General features: G+C 63.6%; 14 protein-coding genes and 1 pseudogene. 11 read left to right on the top strand and 4 right to left on the bottom strand.

The genetic code is table 11. The features are described 5' to 3' along the window. Positions 1-6 precede the first annotated feature (6 nt). The 4 genes from iolE (at position 7) to X773_RS49600 (ending at position 3,352) form a co-directional block, all read left to right on the top strand. Positions 7-918 carry a myo-inosose-2 dehydratase gene (gene iolE / locus X773_RS49615; protein ID WP_023675824.1) on the top strand — a complete coding sequence of 304 codons (912 nt, stop codon included), beginning with the start codon at positions 7-9 and terminating at the stop codon, positions 916-918. A gap of 199 nt (positions 919-1,117) precedes the next feature. Continuing rightward, positions 1,118-1,324 carry a LacI family DNA-binding transcriptional regulator gene (locus X773_RS77310; RefSeq protein ID WP_023675823.1) on the top strand — a complete coding sequence of 69 codons (207 nt, stop codon included), beginning with the start codon at positions 1,118-1,120 and terminating at the stop codon, positions 1,322-1,324. A gap of 4 nt (positions 1,325-1,328) precedes the next feature. Further along, entirely contained in the window at positions 1,329-2,795 is a 1,467-nt protein-coding gene (locus X773_RS49605) for a PLP-dependent aminotransferase family protein (protein ID WP_245274662.1), read from the top strand. 191 nt (positions 2,796-2,986) lie between these two features. Further along, on the top strand, positions 2,987-3,352 hold the full coding sequence (locus X773_RS49600; RefSeq protein ID WP_031211544.1) for a GFA family protein: 366 nt from the start codon (positions 2,987-2,989) through the stop codon (positions 3,350-3,352). A 31-nt stretch (positions 3,353-3,383) separates the two neighbouring features. On the opposite strand, the gene X773_RS49595 is transcribed toward X773_RS49600, so the two are convergent. After that, positions 3,384-3,827 (bottom strand): SRPBCC family protein, encoded by a 444-nt coding sequence (locus tag X773_RS49595; protein WP_023675820.1) that lies wholly within the window; start codon positions 3,825-3,827, stop codon positions 3,384-3,386. 169 nt (positions 3,828-3,996) lie between these two features. Continuing rightward, positions 3,997-5,241, bottom strand: coding sequence for an aminotransferase class I/II-fold pyridoxal phosphate-dependent enzyme (locus X773_RS49590; protein ID WP_023675819.1), 1,245 nt, complete (start codon positions 5,239-5,241; stop codon positions 3,997-3,999). Positions 5,242-5,587: 346 nt separating this feature from the next. Between X773_RS49590 and X773_RS49585 the strand changes: the two genes are divergently transcribed. From X773_RS49585 to X773_RS49565, 5 genes are all read left to right on the top strand, one after another. After that, the gene (locus tag X773_RS49585) at positions 5,588-6,562 is read left to right on the top strand and encodes a polysaccharide deacetylase family protein (protein WP_245274661.1); all 975 of its coding nucleotides are present in this window, start codon (positions 5,588-5,590) and stop codon (positions 6,560-6,562) included. Positions 6,563-6,629: 67 nt separating this feature from the next. Then, on the top strand, positions 6,630-7,598 hold the full coding sequence (locus X773_RS49580) for a sugar ABC transporter substrate-binding protein (RefSeq protein ID WP_023675817.1): 969 nt from the start codon (positions 6,630-6,632) through the stop codon (positions 7,596-7,598). Between the two features lie 148 nt (positions 7,599-7,746). Continuing rightward, complete coding sequence (locus tag X773_RS49575) at positions 7,747-8,862, top strand: ABC transporter permease (RefSeq protein WP_023675816.1); 1,116 nt, start codon at positions 7,747-7,749, stop codon at positions 8,860-8,862. Positions 8,863-8,876: 14 nt separating this feature from the next. Continuing rightward, positions 8,877-9,689 (top strand): ATP-binding cassette domain-containing protein, encoded by an 813-nt coding sequence (locus X773_RS49570; protein ID WP_023675815.1) that lies wholly within the window; start codon positions 8,877-8,879, stop codon positions 9,687-9,689. A 32-nt stretch (positions 9,690-9,721) separates the two neighbouring features. After that, positions 9,722-10,828 (top strand): Gfo/Idh/MocA family oxidoreductase, encoded by a 1,107-nt coding sequence (locus tag X773_RS49565; protein ID WP_023675814.1) that lies wholly within the window; start codon positions 9,722-9,724, stop codon positions 10,826-10,828. Positions 10,829-10,853: 25 nt separating this feature from the next. Here X773_RS49565 and X773_RS49560 read toward each other — a convergent pair. Together X773_RS49560 and X773_RS49555 are read right to left on the bottom strand one after the other, a co-directional pair. Further along, a pseudogene (locus X773_RS49560) lies at positions 10,854-11,700 on the bottom strand (FadR/GntR family transcriptional regulator). Positions 11,701-11,730: 30 nt separating this feature from the next. Further along, positions 11,731-12,732 (bottom strand): LysR family transcriptional regulator, encoded by a 1,002-nt coding sequence (locus tag X773_RS49555; protein WP_023675813.1) that lies wholly within the window; start codon positions 12,730-12,732, stop codon positions 11,731-11,733. A gap of 110 nt (positions 12,733-12,842) precedes the next feature. Between X773_RS49555 and X773_RS49550 the strand changes: the two genes are divergently transcribed. Further along, a complete protein-coding gene (locus X773_RS49550; RefSeq protein ID WP_023675812.1) occupies positions 12,843-13,457 on the top strand; it encodes a nitroreductase family protein in 615 nt (204 codons plus the stop codon). Next, positions 13,454-14,311, top strand: coding sequence for an EamA family transporter (locus X773_RS49545; RefSeq protein WP_023675811.1), 858 nt, complete (start codon positions 13,454-13,456; stop codon positions 14,309-14,311). The genes X773_RS49550 and X773_RS49545 overlap by 4 nt, the downstream gene beginning before the upstream one ends. The last annotated feature ends 87 nt before the right edge of the window (positions 14,312-14,398 follow it).

The raw sequence follows: 14,398 nt of genomic DNA, 5'->3' as shown, positions 1-14,398 counted from the left end.
AGCGTCATGACGGTCAAGATCGGCATCAATCCCATCACCTGGAGCAATGACGACGTTCCGGCGCTTGGCGGGGATACGTCCTTGGAGACCTGCCTGTCGGAAACGGCGCTGGCCGGCTACCGCGGCACCGAACTCGGCGGCAAATTTCCGCGCCAGGCTGAAGTGCTTGGGCCGCTCCTGTCTTCCTATGACCTGGAACTCGTCTCCGGCTGGTATGATGGCCGCATTCTCGACCGCACGGTCGGCGAGGAATTCGCGGCGATCACCCCGCATCTTCAGCTGTTGCGCGACCTTGGCGCCAGGATCGTCGTCTACGCCGACACCTCGCGCGGTCGCCATGACGGCATTTTCGCACCGATCTCCGAGCGTCCGCGCCTCGCCGACAGGGACTGGCCGTCCTATGGCAAGAAACTGACCGCCCTCGCCGACCGCATGGCTGCATTCGGGGTCGGCATGGCCTTCCACCACCACATGGGCACCATCGTCGAGACGGACGATGAAGTCGACAGGCTGATGGCGGCGACGGGCCGAAGCGTCGGCCTTTTGTTCGATACCGGCCACTGCCTGTTTTCGGGCGGCGACCCGCAATCGCTGCTGCAACGGCATCTCGACCGTATCGTGCATTTCCATTGCAAGGACGTTCGCAGGGCGGTGCTGGAACGGGCACGCCGCGAGGACATGAGCTTCATGGCGGCGGTAATGGACGGCATTTTTACCGTGCCCGGCGACGGCTCGGTCGATTTCCTGTCATTGCTGAAACCCCTCGCTGCGCGCGGCTATGAAGGCTGGCTCGTTGTCGAAGCCGAGCAGGATCCGGCCAAGGCGCATCCGCTGACCTATGCCAGCAAAGGCTATTTCTCGCTGCTCGCCACCGCCCGCGAGGCCGGCTTCGAAGTGGCGACTCGGAAGGCAGGCTGACCGGCCCGCATTGCGAGCCGGAGGAACATAATGGGCGCGCGCCTCGATGGGGTTAGCGACGCGAAAGCGCCCGGCGATCCGCGCCGCCTTGCTCCCTGCGCGGCGCGGATCGCAGAATCCCGGCTCTGGATTAAAACCCCGACTTTCAAGCTTGAGGCCGGCCGGAAGCCGTGCCTTGATGCAACCGAGGAGGAGCGACATGGCTTTCGAAGCTGCGCTTGGCATGGAACGGCTTTGCACCATCCGGGAGATTGCCGAGAAGGCGGAACTTGGCGCCGCCACCGTGCATCGCGCGCTGAAGAACAGCCGCGAGATCCGCCCCGAAACCAGGCGACTGGTGCTCGACACTGTCTGCCGGCTCAACGAGGAAAAGATCGCCCGCGCCGCCCGGTCCGTCGGGGGATAGTGCCGTGGCCGACCACATGCGCCTTTCCCTCGACATCATGTCGGTCGACCGTGCTTCGGAAGAACCGATGCATCGTCAGATCTACGGCGCCTTGCGACGCTTCATCCTTGACGGCCAGATCCCGCAGAACACGCTGCTGCCGTCGACGCGCTCGCTGGCCGAAGATCTGAAGGTCGGGCGCAACACGGTCATCGCCGCCTATGACCAGCTCCTTGCCGAAGGTTTTATCGAGGCGCGTGCCGGATCGGGCACCTGGGTGGCGCCGATCCAGCAGAACCGCCCCTTGGCATCCCTGCGCGCCGGACTGGCAGCGCCGCAAAAGCTGTCGCGGCGCGGTCAGACCATCGTCAACGGCCCGCAACCGCCGCGTAATGCCGGCGTCATCAATTTCCATCCGGGCGTGCCTGAAACGGCATCGTTTCCGTTCACCATCTGGTCAAGCCTTCTGGTGCGCAATGCACGCAGCCGCGACGAGAGCCTGCTTGGTTATCTCTCCTTTGCCGGCCACCCCGGCCTGCGTCAGGCCATTGCCTCGACCATCGGCCTGTCGCGCGGCATCAGCTGCACCGCCGACCAGGTGATCATCGTCACCGGTGCGCAAGCAGCACTCGATCTCGTCTCGCGCGTGCTGATGGACGAAGGCGACCATGTCTGGATGGAGGAGCCCGGCTATCTCGGCGCCAAGAGCGCCTTTCTCGCCAGCGGCGCCAGGCTGGCACCGTTGAAGGTCGACCGGCGCGGCTGGCATCTTGCCGATCCGGAGCTGCCGCCGCCGCGGCTGATCTATGTGACGCCATCCTGCCAGTGGCCGTTCGGCACCATCATGCGCATCGAGGAGCGATTGCAGTTGCTCGACATCGCCGAACGCAACGGCGCCTGGATCGTCGAGGATGACTATGACGGCGAATACCGGTTCCGCGGCCGGCCGGTGCCGGCGCTGCGCGGGCTCGATCATGCCGACCGCGTCGTCTATATCGGCAGCTTCGGCAAGACGCTGATCCCGGCGCTGCGCATCGGTTATCTGATCGTGCCGCGCGAATTGTCGGTGCCCTTCGACCGGGCGGTGAGCATCACCGGTCAGTTCGCGCCGCTGATCCTGCAGGCAACGGTCAACGACTTCATCACCCAGGGCTATTTCGCCACGCATCTCAAACGCATGCGCCGGCTCTATGCGCGCCGGCAGGCGAACTTCGTCAAGCTATGCCAGGAGCATCTGGCCGAATGGCTGACCGTCACGGAAAACGATTCCGGCATGCAGCTGCTGGCGAGCTTCGTCAGGCCCTATAAGGACAGCGACGTGGTTGCCGCGGCCGTCAAGGAAGGGCTCGACGTCCAGGGCATCTCGATCAACTACCATTCCACAGAACCCGAGCACGGCCTGTTGCTCGGCTATGCAGCGATGGACGAACGCCAGATCCTGCGCGCCGTGCTGGCGCTGCGCGCCGCGTTTCTAAGATTGGACAGAAGCTAGAGCCGGCTCTCCATCTCGTTCACCGCGGGGTTGAGTCAATCGCCCGCAGTGATTAGGAAGATGGGGCGTCGGTCCTTGTTTTTCGGCGTTCGCGCAAAGCGCGCTTCCCAAGGCCGAACCACCCCGAAAACCAGAAGCATGCCCACCGCCGGTACGGCGGGCACGCATTCATCTGAACCATGAGGATTGCCATGAGAACCGCATCCTGTGCCTGTGGGCAACTGAGGATCTCCTGTAACGGAGAGCCGCAGCTGGTCGCACAGTGCCACTGCCTCGACTGCCAGAAACGGACCGGCAGCACATACGGCGTCGCCGCCTTCTTTGCGCGCGACAAGGTAGAAGCCGAAGGCGACGCCAGTACCTACAGGCGATCGGCTCGGAGCGGCCATCACGTCATTTTCCATTTCTGCCCGGGCTGCGGCTCGAGCGTCTTCTGGGAGCCCGAGCGAAAGCCTGAATGGATCGCCGTCGCGGTCGGCTGCTTCGCCGATCCCGCCTTTCCGGCCCCGGCGCATGTTGGGTGGGAAGAACGGCGTCATCCCTGGGTTTCCGGTTAGCGACGCCAACCCGCCAGGGCAGCGCTTTATCTTACTGGTTGATCTCGGGTTCAACGAGCTTCGCCAGATTTCGCAGCGACTCCTGCCAGCCGAGATAGCAGGCCTCAACCGGGATGGCGTCTGGAATACCTGCCTGCGTGATATTCACTTCGGTTCCGACCGACACTTTCTTCAATGTCACGGTCACCTCGATCTCGCCGGCCAGGTTGGGGTCGTCGAAGCGGTCGGTGTAGCGCAGCTGCTCATTGGGGACGAGCTCGACATATTCGCCGCCGAACGAGTGGCTGTCGCCGGTGGTGAAGTTGCGGAAGGACATTTTGAACGTACCGCCGACTTTCGCCTCGAAGTGATGAACCGTGCAGGTGAAGCCGTTCGGCGGAAGCCATTTCGCAAGTGCATCTGCTTCGAGGAACGCGCGGTAGACTTTCTCCGGGCTTGTTGTCAGAACGCGGTGCAGCCGTACGGTGCCGGGCATATCGTTAATCCTCCGTGTTGGTGATCGATGCCCCCTAGGACGAGCGGAGCCCGGCCTATCCGACACGGGCCTGCGGATTTTTTGGCGACCGGTAATGCCGGCCGGAATCCTCGCCCGGCCGCCGGACAAGGAACTCGACCGCAGGGTAGCAAACCGCGCCGGATCTGGTCTAGTTCACACTGTCGAACTTCCGCAGATCAACCGGTGCCGCCTTGCGCAATTCGATATCATCGAGCGAAGCATTCTCCAGCGCCACCCGCACCGCCGCGTCGATGTTGTGGATCATGTCCTGAATGTCGGCATCGCTGTGCGCCGGGTTCATGGCGACCATCACGGTACGGTTGAGGATGTCGAGCGAGCGCTTGCCGAGGTCGTCGGGATAATCCAGCCGCAGGCCCTGGTTCTCGGGCAGTGCGTAAGGATTGAGCGCCGGATGATGCGCGCCTTCATGCATCAGCACCTGGTCCCACTGGGTGAAATTGTGACGGCCGGTCTTGCCGGCAACGACGCTCGGAATGGTCTTCGAAAAAGTCTGCGCCGCCTGCTCGCTCGGCAGCAGGTACATCACCTGTGCGGCACAATCGTCGTCCGCGCTGTTCATCGGCGACGGTGTCAGCCCAAGATTGTCGAGATGGCGGGTGCCGGCCAGCACCTTCTTTTTCTCGGCCCGCATCGCCTCGATGATGCCGTCCAGCCGGTCGAGTTGGACGTTGAGCATCGCCCCCATCAGTTCGGAAGCACGCGCGCCGATGCCGGCGAAGGGTTTGATGCTGTCGCTTCTGCCCTGCCAATAGAAATGGCAAGGGTCGATGGCGCAGCGCGCCCGCTCCGCCACTTTCGGATCGCTGGTGGCGATGCCGCCGCCCTCACCCGAGGTCATGTTCTTGAAATAGTTGAAGGAATAGGCGCCGGCATGGCCGATCGAGCCGAGCTTGCGGCCCTCATAGCCGCCGCCGATGCCTTGGCAGACATCCTCCAGCACCAGCAAGCCGCGCTTGGCAGCAATGTCCATGATCGCATTCATGTTGCAGGCCGCGCCCCACATATGCACCGGGATGATCGCCCTGGTGCGCGGCCCGATGGCGTCGCGCAAAGCGATGGGATCGATGGTCAGGCTCTCGTCGATATCGACGATGACGGGAATGGCCCCGACCGACAGCACCGCGGTCGCTGTCGCCATATAGGTGTGCGCGGGAACCAGCACTTCGTCCCCCGGGCCGATGCCGAGCCCGATCAGGCCGGCGGCGAGCCCATAGGTGCCGCTGGCGGCCAGTGCGAAATGCTCGACGCCAAGATGCTGCGCATAGCGGGCCTCGAAGCGGTCGCATTCGCTGTCCTTGCCGTAACGAAACAGCGCGCCCGAGCGGATCACCCTGGCAATGGCTTCGATTTCCTCTTCGCCGGCGGTGTACATGACAGGCCTCCAAGGCTCTTGATAATGTGGTCGCTTGATGGTGTGGACAGCTGTAGGCTTGTCGGCACAGTTTGAAAGAACCACTCCGCCGCTATTCGACCAAGCCATCTGCGCCCGGAAGACGGTTCCTATGACTGGTTTTGAACCGTGATTGGGGAAATCGGTAGCTAAGTGTCTCAGCCGGCAGGCAAATCGTACCCATCCGAATTCGCCAAAGTGGCCCTGTCGGAAACCCAACTTTCGGCGTTCCATTCCGGCCAGTTGGGCAAACGGTTGGTTCCATGAAATACGGGACACACTTTGGAAGACCCTCGAAACCGGCGCGCCGGCGGGAAGGCGGCCGGTCGTGAACGCCGCCGGCTCCAGCAAACGGATCGTGCTCCACGAGGACGATGTCGGCATGTGCCACGGCGCCAACAGCGCCTTCCTCGAATTGAGCGGGCTGGGTGTCTGCAGTTCCGGCGCGGTGATGGTGCCATGCCCGTGGTTCCTCGAAATGGCCGAGAGCGCCGTCGCCAAACCTGCCCTTGACCTTGGCGTTCACCTGACGCTGAACAGCGAGAAGCAGCATTACAAATGGCGGCCGTTGACCGCGCCGTCGCGGGCGGCCGGCCTGACCGACGAGTTCGGCTTCTTCTGGCCCGACGTGGCGACCACGCGCCGCAAGGCGGTGCCGCAGGCGGTCGAGGCCGAGCTTCGCGCCCAGATCGACACCGCCTATCGCGCCGGCATCGACGTCACCCATCTCGACGCGCATATGGGCGCGGCATTGTCGCCGGAATTTTGCGACATCTACATCAAGCTCGGGCTCGAATATCAGCTGCCCGTGCTGTTGACCAAGACCCTGTCCGCCTATTCCCCCAACGACAATCTGGTCGGCGTCACCGAGGAGGCGTTCCAGCGCGGCGTGGCGCTGGCCCGTGCCGGCGGCTTTGCCATTTTCGACGCCGCCATCCAGACGACCTGGGGCCGGCCGCGTTCCAGGCCGATCGAGCCGGCTTACAAAGCGCTCATCGAGGGTGTGCGCGAGGGCCTGACCTTCTTTTGCCTGCATTGCAACGCGCCCGGTGAACTCGAGCTGATCGAGCCGCGCTCCGCCTATATCCGCACCGAAGAGTACGAGCTGTTCCGCGACCAGGGCTTTCGCGACTGGCTCGCCGCACAGCCGATCGACGTCATCGGCATGAAGCCGTTGCGCGAGGAGCTTCGCGCCGCACTCTCGGCCGGGCGATTATCAACGACAGCCCGCGGCAACACCGCGGGCGAACAGCGATTGGCGTCGGCAAAGGCCCGCAAAGCGGCCACCCGATCCGCGACGTGAGCCGATCGTCGCGGCCGGAAAACGGCGCCAGAGGGATTGGAACTGCAACGACAAATGGGAGAATAAGATGAAAACTCTTCTGAAAGTGGCATTGGGCGCCTTCGTCTCGGCGGGCCTGATGACAGGCATTGCGCATGCCGCGGGGCTCAAGGATCCGAAGGACGTGCGCATCACCTTCGTGGTGCATGGGTCGGCGTCCGATCCCTATTGGTCGGTGGTCAAGCGCGGCGTCGATGACGCGGCCGCCCTTACCGGCGCCAAGGTCGAATATTACGCGCCGCAGGTCTTCGACGTGGTCGAGCAGGCCCGGCTTCTCGACGCCGCCATCGCCACCAAGCCGGACGGTATCGCCGTCTCCATCGCCGACGCCAATGCGCTCGGCAAATCGGTCAAATCCGGGCTTGCCGCCAATATTCCCATGGTGGTTCTGGATTCCGGCGAAAAGGAAGGCGCCGAGCTCGGCACTACGCTCTATGTCGGCACCGTTTCCGAATATGATTCCGGCAAGAAGGCCGGCGAGCGGCTGGCCAAGGAAGGCACGCTCAAGGTCGTCTGCATCAACCACGAGGTCGGCAATGTCAGCCTCGACCAGCGCTGCCAGGGCCTCAATGACGGGCTGAAGCCCTCCGGCGGCGGCACCGAGGTTCTGGCCGTGGCGCCCGATCCCGCAGACATCCAGCGCCGCACGGAAGCCTATCTGTCGGCGCATCCCGACACGCAGGCCGTCTTTGCGCTCGGCGCCACCGCCGCCAACCCGCTGATCCCGATGTTCCGCGACAAGGAACTGTTCGGCAAGCTCAAGCTCTACACATTCGACATCAGCCCGGAGGTTCTCGACTCTGTCGTCGCCGGCGAAATGGGCTTCGGCATGGACGCCCAGCAATATCTGATGGGCTATCTGCCGGTGATCTATCTGGTCGAGCAGGCAACGCACGGCTTCTGGCCGCAGAACAACGCCTATACCGGACCGCTGTTCATAGACTCACCGGAAAAAGCCAAGGCGATCCTGGCGCTCGCCAAAGAGGGCATCCGCTAGGCAAGCGCTCCGACGGAACGGGAGAATGCGCCAAGCGCTCTCCCGATCCGTTCGAAGATTGCGAATTGAGCGATTGGAGAGCCTAATGGCGGTCGTGGAAGACAAGGCGATACCTCCGGGCGAACTGAAGGCGACCGACCGCTTCGGCATGACGTCGAAGCGGGCCGCCGGCGCCGACGAGCGGCTGGCCAGCACCGGCAAGCTGACCCAGTGGCTGCGCCGGCCGGAAGCCGGTGCCGCCGGTGGGCTGCTTGCGACGATCATCATCTTTGCGCTGCTGCCGGGCGCGGCAAACCTCTATTCGCTGCAGGGATCGATGACATTCCTGACGCTGTCGGCGGAGCTCGGCATCGTCGCCACCGCGGCAGCACTCCTCATCATCGCCGGCGAGTTCGATCTTTCGGTCGGCTCCATGGTCGGCTTTGCCGGTGTCGTCATCGGGCTGACGGTGAAGTACTGGGGCCTGCCGCTATGGGGTGGCATCGCCTGTGCCTTCGCCGTTGCCATCCTCACCGGCTATCTCAACGGCCTGATCGTGGTGAAGACGCGCCTGCCCTCCTTCATCGTCACGCTCGCCACGCTCTATATCCTGCGCGGACTGTCGATCGGCATCACCCGCGCCGTCACCGGCCGCACCCAGATCCCCTACATACTCGAAGGCGCACCGGACCCGGCGACGGCCGGCATTTTCAACGGCCATCTGCTCACCAGCCTGTTCCGCTGGATGGGCGCGCAAGGCTGGATCGCCACCCGCAGCGACGGCATTCCCTTCGTCGCCGGCATTCCGATGTCGATCGTCTGGTGGCTCGGCCTGACGGCGCTGGCCGGCTACGTGCTCACCCAGACGAAATACGGCAACTGGATCTTCGCCACCGGCGGCGACCTGATCGCAGCCCGCAACGTCGGCGTGCCGGTCGATCGCGTAAAGATCAGCCTGTTCGTCTACACCGCTTGCGCGGCGACACTGCTTGCCACCATCCAGGTGATGGAGGCGGGCTCCGCCGACACCACGCGCGGCCTGCTCAAGGAATTCGAGGCGATCATCGCCGCCGTCATCGGCGGCGTGCTGCTCACAGGCGGTTACGGCACCGTCTATGGCGTGCTGTTCGGCGCGCTGATCTTCGGGCTGGTGCAGATGGGTATCTTCTACACCGGCATCGACACCGACTGGTTCAAGGTCTTCCTCGGCATCGTCATCCTGATGGCCGTGCTGGTCAACAACTACATCAGGCTGAAGGCGCTCGGCCGCGGAGGTGGCAAATGACCGAACCGGCCCAAATGACCGAACCGGCAATGGAACTGCGCGGCGTCAGCGTCAATTTCGGCTCGGTGCGCGCCCTCCAGGACATCGACATCAAGGTCTATCCGGGCGAGGTCCACTGCCTGCTCGGCGATAACGGCGCCGGCAAGTCGACGCTGATCAAGGTTTTGTCCGGCGTCTATCGGCCGAGCAAGGGCGAAATCCTGGTCGACGGCAAGCCGGTCACCTTCCGCAGCCCGCGCGACGCGCAGGAGCTCGGCGTGGCAACGGTGTTCCAGGACCTCGGCATGATCTCGCTGATGTCGATCACCCGTAACTTCTTCCTCGGCCGCGAGCCGACCAAAAGCAGCCTGCCCTTCTCGCGCATCGACAAAGAGCGCGCCAACACCATCGCCAGGCAGGCGATGGCCGATATCGGCATCGACGTGCGCGATCCGACGCAGGCCGTCGGCACGCTGTCGGGCGGCGAGCGCCAGTCGGTGGCGATCGCCCGCGCCGTGCATTTTGGCGCGCGCGTGCTGATCCTCGACGAGCCGACCTCGGCACTCGGCGTCCACCAGGCGGCGATGGTGCTGAAATTCATCATCGAAGCGCGCATGCGGGGCCTGGCCGTCATCTTCATCAGCCACAACATCCACCATGCCTATCCGGTCGGCGACACCTTCACGCTGCTCAACCGCGGCCGCAATCGCGGCACCTACGCCAAGTCCGAGATCTCACGCGACGAGGTCATCTCGATCATGTCGGGCGGCGAGGATCTGAAGGCGGTCGAGGCGGAGATTGCCGGCCTGCTCGCCCAGATCGGCAACCGGCCGCCTGCGGCGCCTTGAGCTGACAATCGGACATTGCGGGGAATGATCCAATGAGCAGGATACGCGTCGGGGTCGTCGGCGCCGGCATGATCTCGCAGGTCGAGCATATCCCCAATCTGCTGCGCCTCGGTGAATTGTTCGAGCTGGTCGGCGTCGCCGATCCCTCCAGGATTTCGCGGCAGTTCGTCACCGACACCCATGGCATTGCCAATTTCGAAACGATCGACCAGCTCTTCGACCAACGCCTCGACGCGGTGGTGATCGGCTCGCCGGACCCGCTACATCACGAACAGGTGCTGGCGACGCTGGCGCGGGGCCTGCATGTCTTTTGCGAAAAGCCGCTCTGCTATTCGCTGGCGGAAATCGCCGAGATCGTCGCCGCGCGCGATGCCGCCAGGAAAATCATGCAAGTCGGCTATATGAAGCGCTTCGATCCGAGCTACCGGCTGGCGCTCGCTTCGCTGCCTGGAACATCAAGCACGCTGCGCGCGGTCTCGGTGGAAGTGAACGATCCCGACGCCTGGCCGTTCATCGCCCATCAGCCCTACAGGCGCGGTACCGATATCCCAAAAGACATGATCGCCGCTGTCGCGGCCAAGCAGAAGCGCCAGGTCGAAGACGCCATCGGTGTTCCCGGGACCGACCTCGCTTTCCGTGGATTTACCGGTGCTTACAGCTCGGCCTTGATTCACGACGTCAATGCCGTCCACGGCCTGCTCGACGCGCTCGGCGTGCCGGACGGCGAGGTCGTCGGCGCGCAGATCTTTGCCAATGGCGACGGCGGCCAGGGCGCCGTCAAGCTGCTGGATGGGCAGGCGCTGTGGACCATGACCCACCTCACCGTGCCCAAGCTCGCCGACTACAAGGAGCGGATCACGCTGTTCTTCGACGATGCCAGCCTCGAGCTCGAATTCCCCTCGCCCTGGCTCAACCATCATCCGACCCGGCTGACGGTGACGACCTCGGACGGTCACACGCTGTCGAAGAAAGATTTGCGTGCCGGTTACGCCGAAGCCTTCGTCGAAGAGATGCGTGGCTTCTGGGCAGCGATCGTCAATGGCGATGCGGTCGTCAACCCAGCCGAACACGCCGCCCGCGACCAGGCGCTGCTGATCGGGCTGACCCGGCGGCATCTCGCGACCGCACCCTTCGACTGAGCACTCCACCTGTAGCCGAACGGCGCTATCTGGACTTGATGACGCTGTCGGTATTGGCCAGCAGCTTGCGCACCGCATTGCGCGCCGCGTCCGGCCGCTGCAGACGGATGCTCTTCTCGATTGCCTCATGCAGCCTCTGCGCATGCTGCAAATCGTCGAGTTCCCGCGTGGTATAAGCAAATAGATGATCGAATGCTGATTCGATCAGCACGCCGAGCGGCACCAGCAGGTCGTTGCCCGAGGCCCGCAGGATGGCGAGATGAAAACGCGTGTCGGCGCGCGTGCGCTCCTGCAGGTTGGTCGCCTCGCCCATCTCGCGGCAGGCCTGGCTGATCTCGGCCATCTGCTCGTCGGTGCGCCGCATGGCGGCAAAAGCGCTGGCCTCCGGCTCGATGATGTGGCGGAACTCCTGCACCGTCCGGAGGAACACCTCGCGGTCCGGCGAGGTCGCATACCAGGCCAGCACGTCGCGATCGAGCAGGTTCCAGCGTTCCTTCGGCTCGACCCAGCTGCCGATTTTGGGACGTGACGACAGCAAGCTCTTCGCCATCAGCATTTTTATGGCTTCGCGCACCGCCGAGCGGCTGACGTCGAAGGTCTCGGACCATTTGGCTTCGTTGGGCAGGATGGTTCCCGGCGGATAATCNCGCCGAGCGGCTGACGTCGAAGGTCTCGGACCATTTGGCTTCGTTGGGCAGGATGGTTCCCGGCGGATAATCGCCGCGCACGATCCTCAGCCCGATTTCGTTGGCGAGCGACGCATGCACGCTCGAGCCCGGCATGCGCGCCGCATCGGCCCGGCGGATACCGCTCGTGCGTTCGGCGAACGCCTCGGCCGCTGTCTTTCCCTTATTCGGCTTCGCGTCCTGCATGGCTCCACAAAGTCCGGATTTGGAGGCGTGTCAAGGAGATGAAATCGCCGGCAATATCTCAGCTTGATTTTCCGCATCCGTCGCCTCGCCGACACCGCGCTTTGCCGAGCCTTCACGCCGGGGAGGCACGAACGGCTTCTCCTTGTCCCGACTGAATTCCTCGATCAGGAAATCAAGGAAGACGCGGATTTTCGGGGCGAGATGCTGGCGTGCCGGATAGACCGCGTAGAGCGTGGTTTCGACCTTGTCCCAGTCATCCAGAGCCGATTGCAGCCGGCCTGCTTTCAGGTCGCTTTCGACATAGAGATAAGGGATCAGGCTGACGCCGAAGCCGGCGCGCAGCGCATCGCGCACGGCAAGGCTTGACGAGACCGAATATCGTCCGTCGATGGCGATCCGCTCGGCTCGGCCGTCCTTGCGGAACTCCCATATGTCCGCATGCCCCGAGAGGCTGAACCGGATGCAATTGGCCGCCTTCAAATCGGCGGGCGTTTTGGGCCGGCCATGCTTCTCGAAATAGGACGGAGCTGCGCAAATCACATGCGGCATGATCGCAAGCTTTCGGGCGACCAGGCTGGAATCCTCGAGATTGTCGCTGCCGCGAATGGCAAGGTCAAATCCCTCCCGCACGATATCGACGCGCCTGTCGTCAAGGTGCAGATCGAGCTTCAAATCGGGATAGCGCGATAGAAACGCGGGCATGGCAGCCGAAAGCCGCGTCAACGTGACAGTCATCGGCGCGCTGACCCGCAACGTGCCGCTCGGCGCCGTCTTGATCGGGCCGAGCACCTGGTCGGCCCTGGCCAGCGCATCGAGCCCCTGCGTGACATGCTCCAGGTAGATCCTGCCCTCTTCAGTCAGCGCCATGCGCCGCGTTGTCCGGTTGATGAGCCGCACCCCCAGATCCGCCTCCAGCTCGGCGATATTCTTGCTGATCGCGGGAGGCGAGAGACCGAGCCGCCGTCCGGCTTCGGCAAAACTGTTCAGTTCCGCCACCTGGCGGAAAACCTGCAGCGCAGTCAGGCGATCCATCTCACCATTCTCTTCTAGTAAATAATGTCTTTCAATTATCGCATATTATCGCTCACTGGTAAATTCTCTATCTGCTATCCGAACGGCTTGCTCAATTTCGGAATGACATGATGACCAACCCCGCAATCTCCCTTATCGAGCGACGCATGTCGGCCAATCGGTTCGATGCCTCGCATGCATTGACGGATGCCGCGGTCGAGGAACTGGCACGCCTCGCAACGCGCGCGCCAAGCGCCTACAACCTTCAGAATTGGCGTTTCATCGCCGTGCGGACGCCGGAAGCAAAGGCGCGGTTGCGCAGCCTGGCCCACGGCCAGGTCAAGGTGCAGGAAGCAGCGGTCACCTTCATCATCTGCGGCGTACTCCCCGACCACGCTGCCCTCAATGCAAGGCTGCGTCCTTTCGTGGAAGCCGGCTTCATGCCGGTGGATATGGCTTCGGGCTGGCAGGAAGGCGCCCGCGCACAATATGCCGATCCTCTAGCGGCCCGCGACGAAGCGGTGCGCTCGGCAACGCTTGGCGCCGCAACGCTGATTTTCGCGGCCGAAGCGCTGGGCCTCGGCTCCGGTCCGATGGCCGGCTTCGACGCCGAAGGCGTGGCCCGCGAGTTTGGCCTTGGGCGCAATGAAGTGCCGGTGATGCTCATCGCGGTCGGCCGCGCCGCGCCCGGCAACTGGCCGCAAAAGCCGCGCCGCCCTCTTGCCGAAGTACTGGAAATCTTATGAAAACGCACCGTTCCGATCTGTTGCTTACGGCCATTGCACCCGCGATATGGGGCAGCACCTATATCGTCACCACCCAGTTCCTGCCCAACTTTTCGCCGATGACGATCGCAATGCTGCGTGCCTTGCCCGCCGGATTGCTGCTGCTGGCGATCGTTCGGCAACTGCCAACGGGCATCTGGTGGCTGCGCAGTTTCGTCCTCGGAGCCCTCAACTTCTCGATCTTCCTGAGCATGTTGTTTGTCGCCGCCTACCGGCTTCCGGGCGGGGTCGCGGCGACCGTGCTGTCGGTCCAGCCATTGATTGTGATTTTCCTCGCTGCTGCCCTGCTTGCCAGCCCTGTCCGCCGGTTGGCGATTGTCGCCGCCCTTGTCGGGATCGCCGGTGTTGCATTGCTGGTGCTGACCCCGAACGCGACGCTCGATGCGGTCGGCGTTGCCGCCGGCCTCGCCGGGGCGGCCTCAATGGCCTTCGGAAGCGTGTTGAGCCGCAAGTGGCAGCCGCCAGCATCGCTGCTCGCCTTTACGGCATGGCAACTGACCGCCGGCGGTCTCCTTCTCGTTCCGGTGGTCCTGCTTTTCGAACCACCCATCCCGTTCCCGACCGCGGCCAACCTGCTTGGACTGGTGTGGCTCGGGCTGATCGGTGCGGCGCTGACTTATGTCCTCTGGTTCCGGGGCATTGCGCGACTGGAATCCGCAGTGGTGTCATCGCTGCTTTTCCTCAGCCCGGTGACCGCCGTGCTGCTTGGATGGGTATTCCTGGGTCAGACACTGACCTTGCCTCAAATCGCCGGCGTCGTTTTCGTCATCGGCAGCATCTGGCTGGCTCAACGCCCTAGTCGGAACGAGGCTTGAGCCTAATGCATGTCGCGCAAAGTGTGCAGCGGTTTTGCGATAACGACATGCATACAACAGGCACCTGAAGCGCGTCGTACGAGGCCC

Source organism: Mesorhizobium sp. LSJC280B00 (assembly GCF_000502835.1).
Classification (GTDB): domain Bacteria; phylum Pseudomonadota; class Alphaproteobacteria; order Rhizobiales; family Rhizobiaceae; genus Mesorhizobium.
This window is presented reverse-complemented; position numbering and strand designations above follow the sequence as displayed.

Coding starts and splice junctions, on each gene's coding strand:
- iolE (WP_023675824.1), top strand. CDS start 7: ATGACGGTCAAGATCGGCATCAATCCCATCACCTGGAGCAATGACGAC.
- X773_RS77310 (WP_023675823.1), top strand. CDS start 1,118: ATGGCTTTCGAAGCTGCGCTTGGCATGGAACGGCTTTGCACCATCCGG.
- X773_RS49600 (WP_031211544.1), top strand. CDS start 2,987: ATGAGAACCGCATCCTGTGCCTGTGGGCAACTGAGGATCTCCTGTAAC.
- X773_RS49595 (WP_023675820.1), bottom strand. CDS start 3,827: ATGCCCGGCACCGTACGGCTGCACCGCGTTCTGACAACAAGCCCGGAG.
- X773_RS49590 (WP_023675819.1), bottom strand. CDS start 5,241: ATGTACACCGCCGGCGAAGAGGAAATCGAAGCCATTGCCAGGGTGATC.
- X773_RS49580 (WP_023675817.1), top strand. CDS start 6,630: ATGAAAACTCTTCTGAAAGTGGCATTGGGCGCCTTCGTCTCGGCGGGC.
- X773_RS49575 (WP_023675816.1), top strand. CDS start 7,747: ATGACGTCGAAGCGGGCCGCCGGCGCCGACGAGCGGCTGGCCAGCACC.
- X773_RS49570 (WP_023675815.1), top strand. CDS start 8,877: ATGACCGAACCGGCAATGGAACTGCGCGGCGTCAGCGTCAATTTCGGC.
- X773_RS49565 (WP_023675814.1), top strand. CDS start 9,722: ATGAGCAGGATACGCGTCGGGGTCGTCGGCGCCGGCATGATCTCGCAG.
- X773_RS49555 (WP_023675813.1), bottom strand. CDS start 12,732: ATGGATCGCCTGACTGCGCTGCAGGTTTTCCGCCAGGTGGCGGAACTG.
- X773_RS49550 (WP_023675812.1), top strand. CDS start 12,843: ATGACCAACCCCGCAATCTCCCTTATCGAGCGACGCATGTCGGCCAAT.
- X773_RS49545 (WP_023675811.1), top strand. CDS start 13,454: ATGAAAACGCACCGTTCCGATCTGTTGCTTACGGCCATTGCACCCGCG.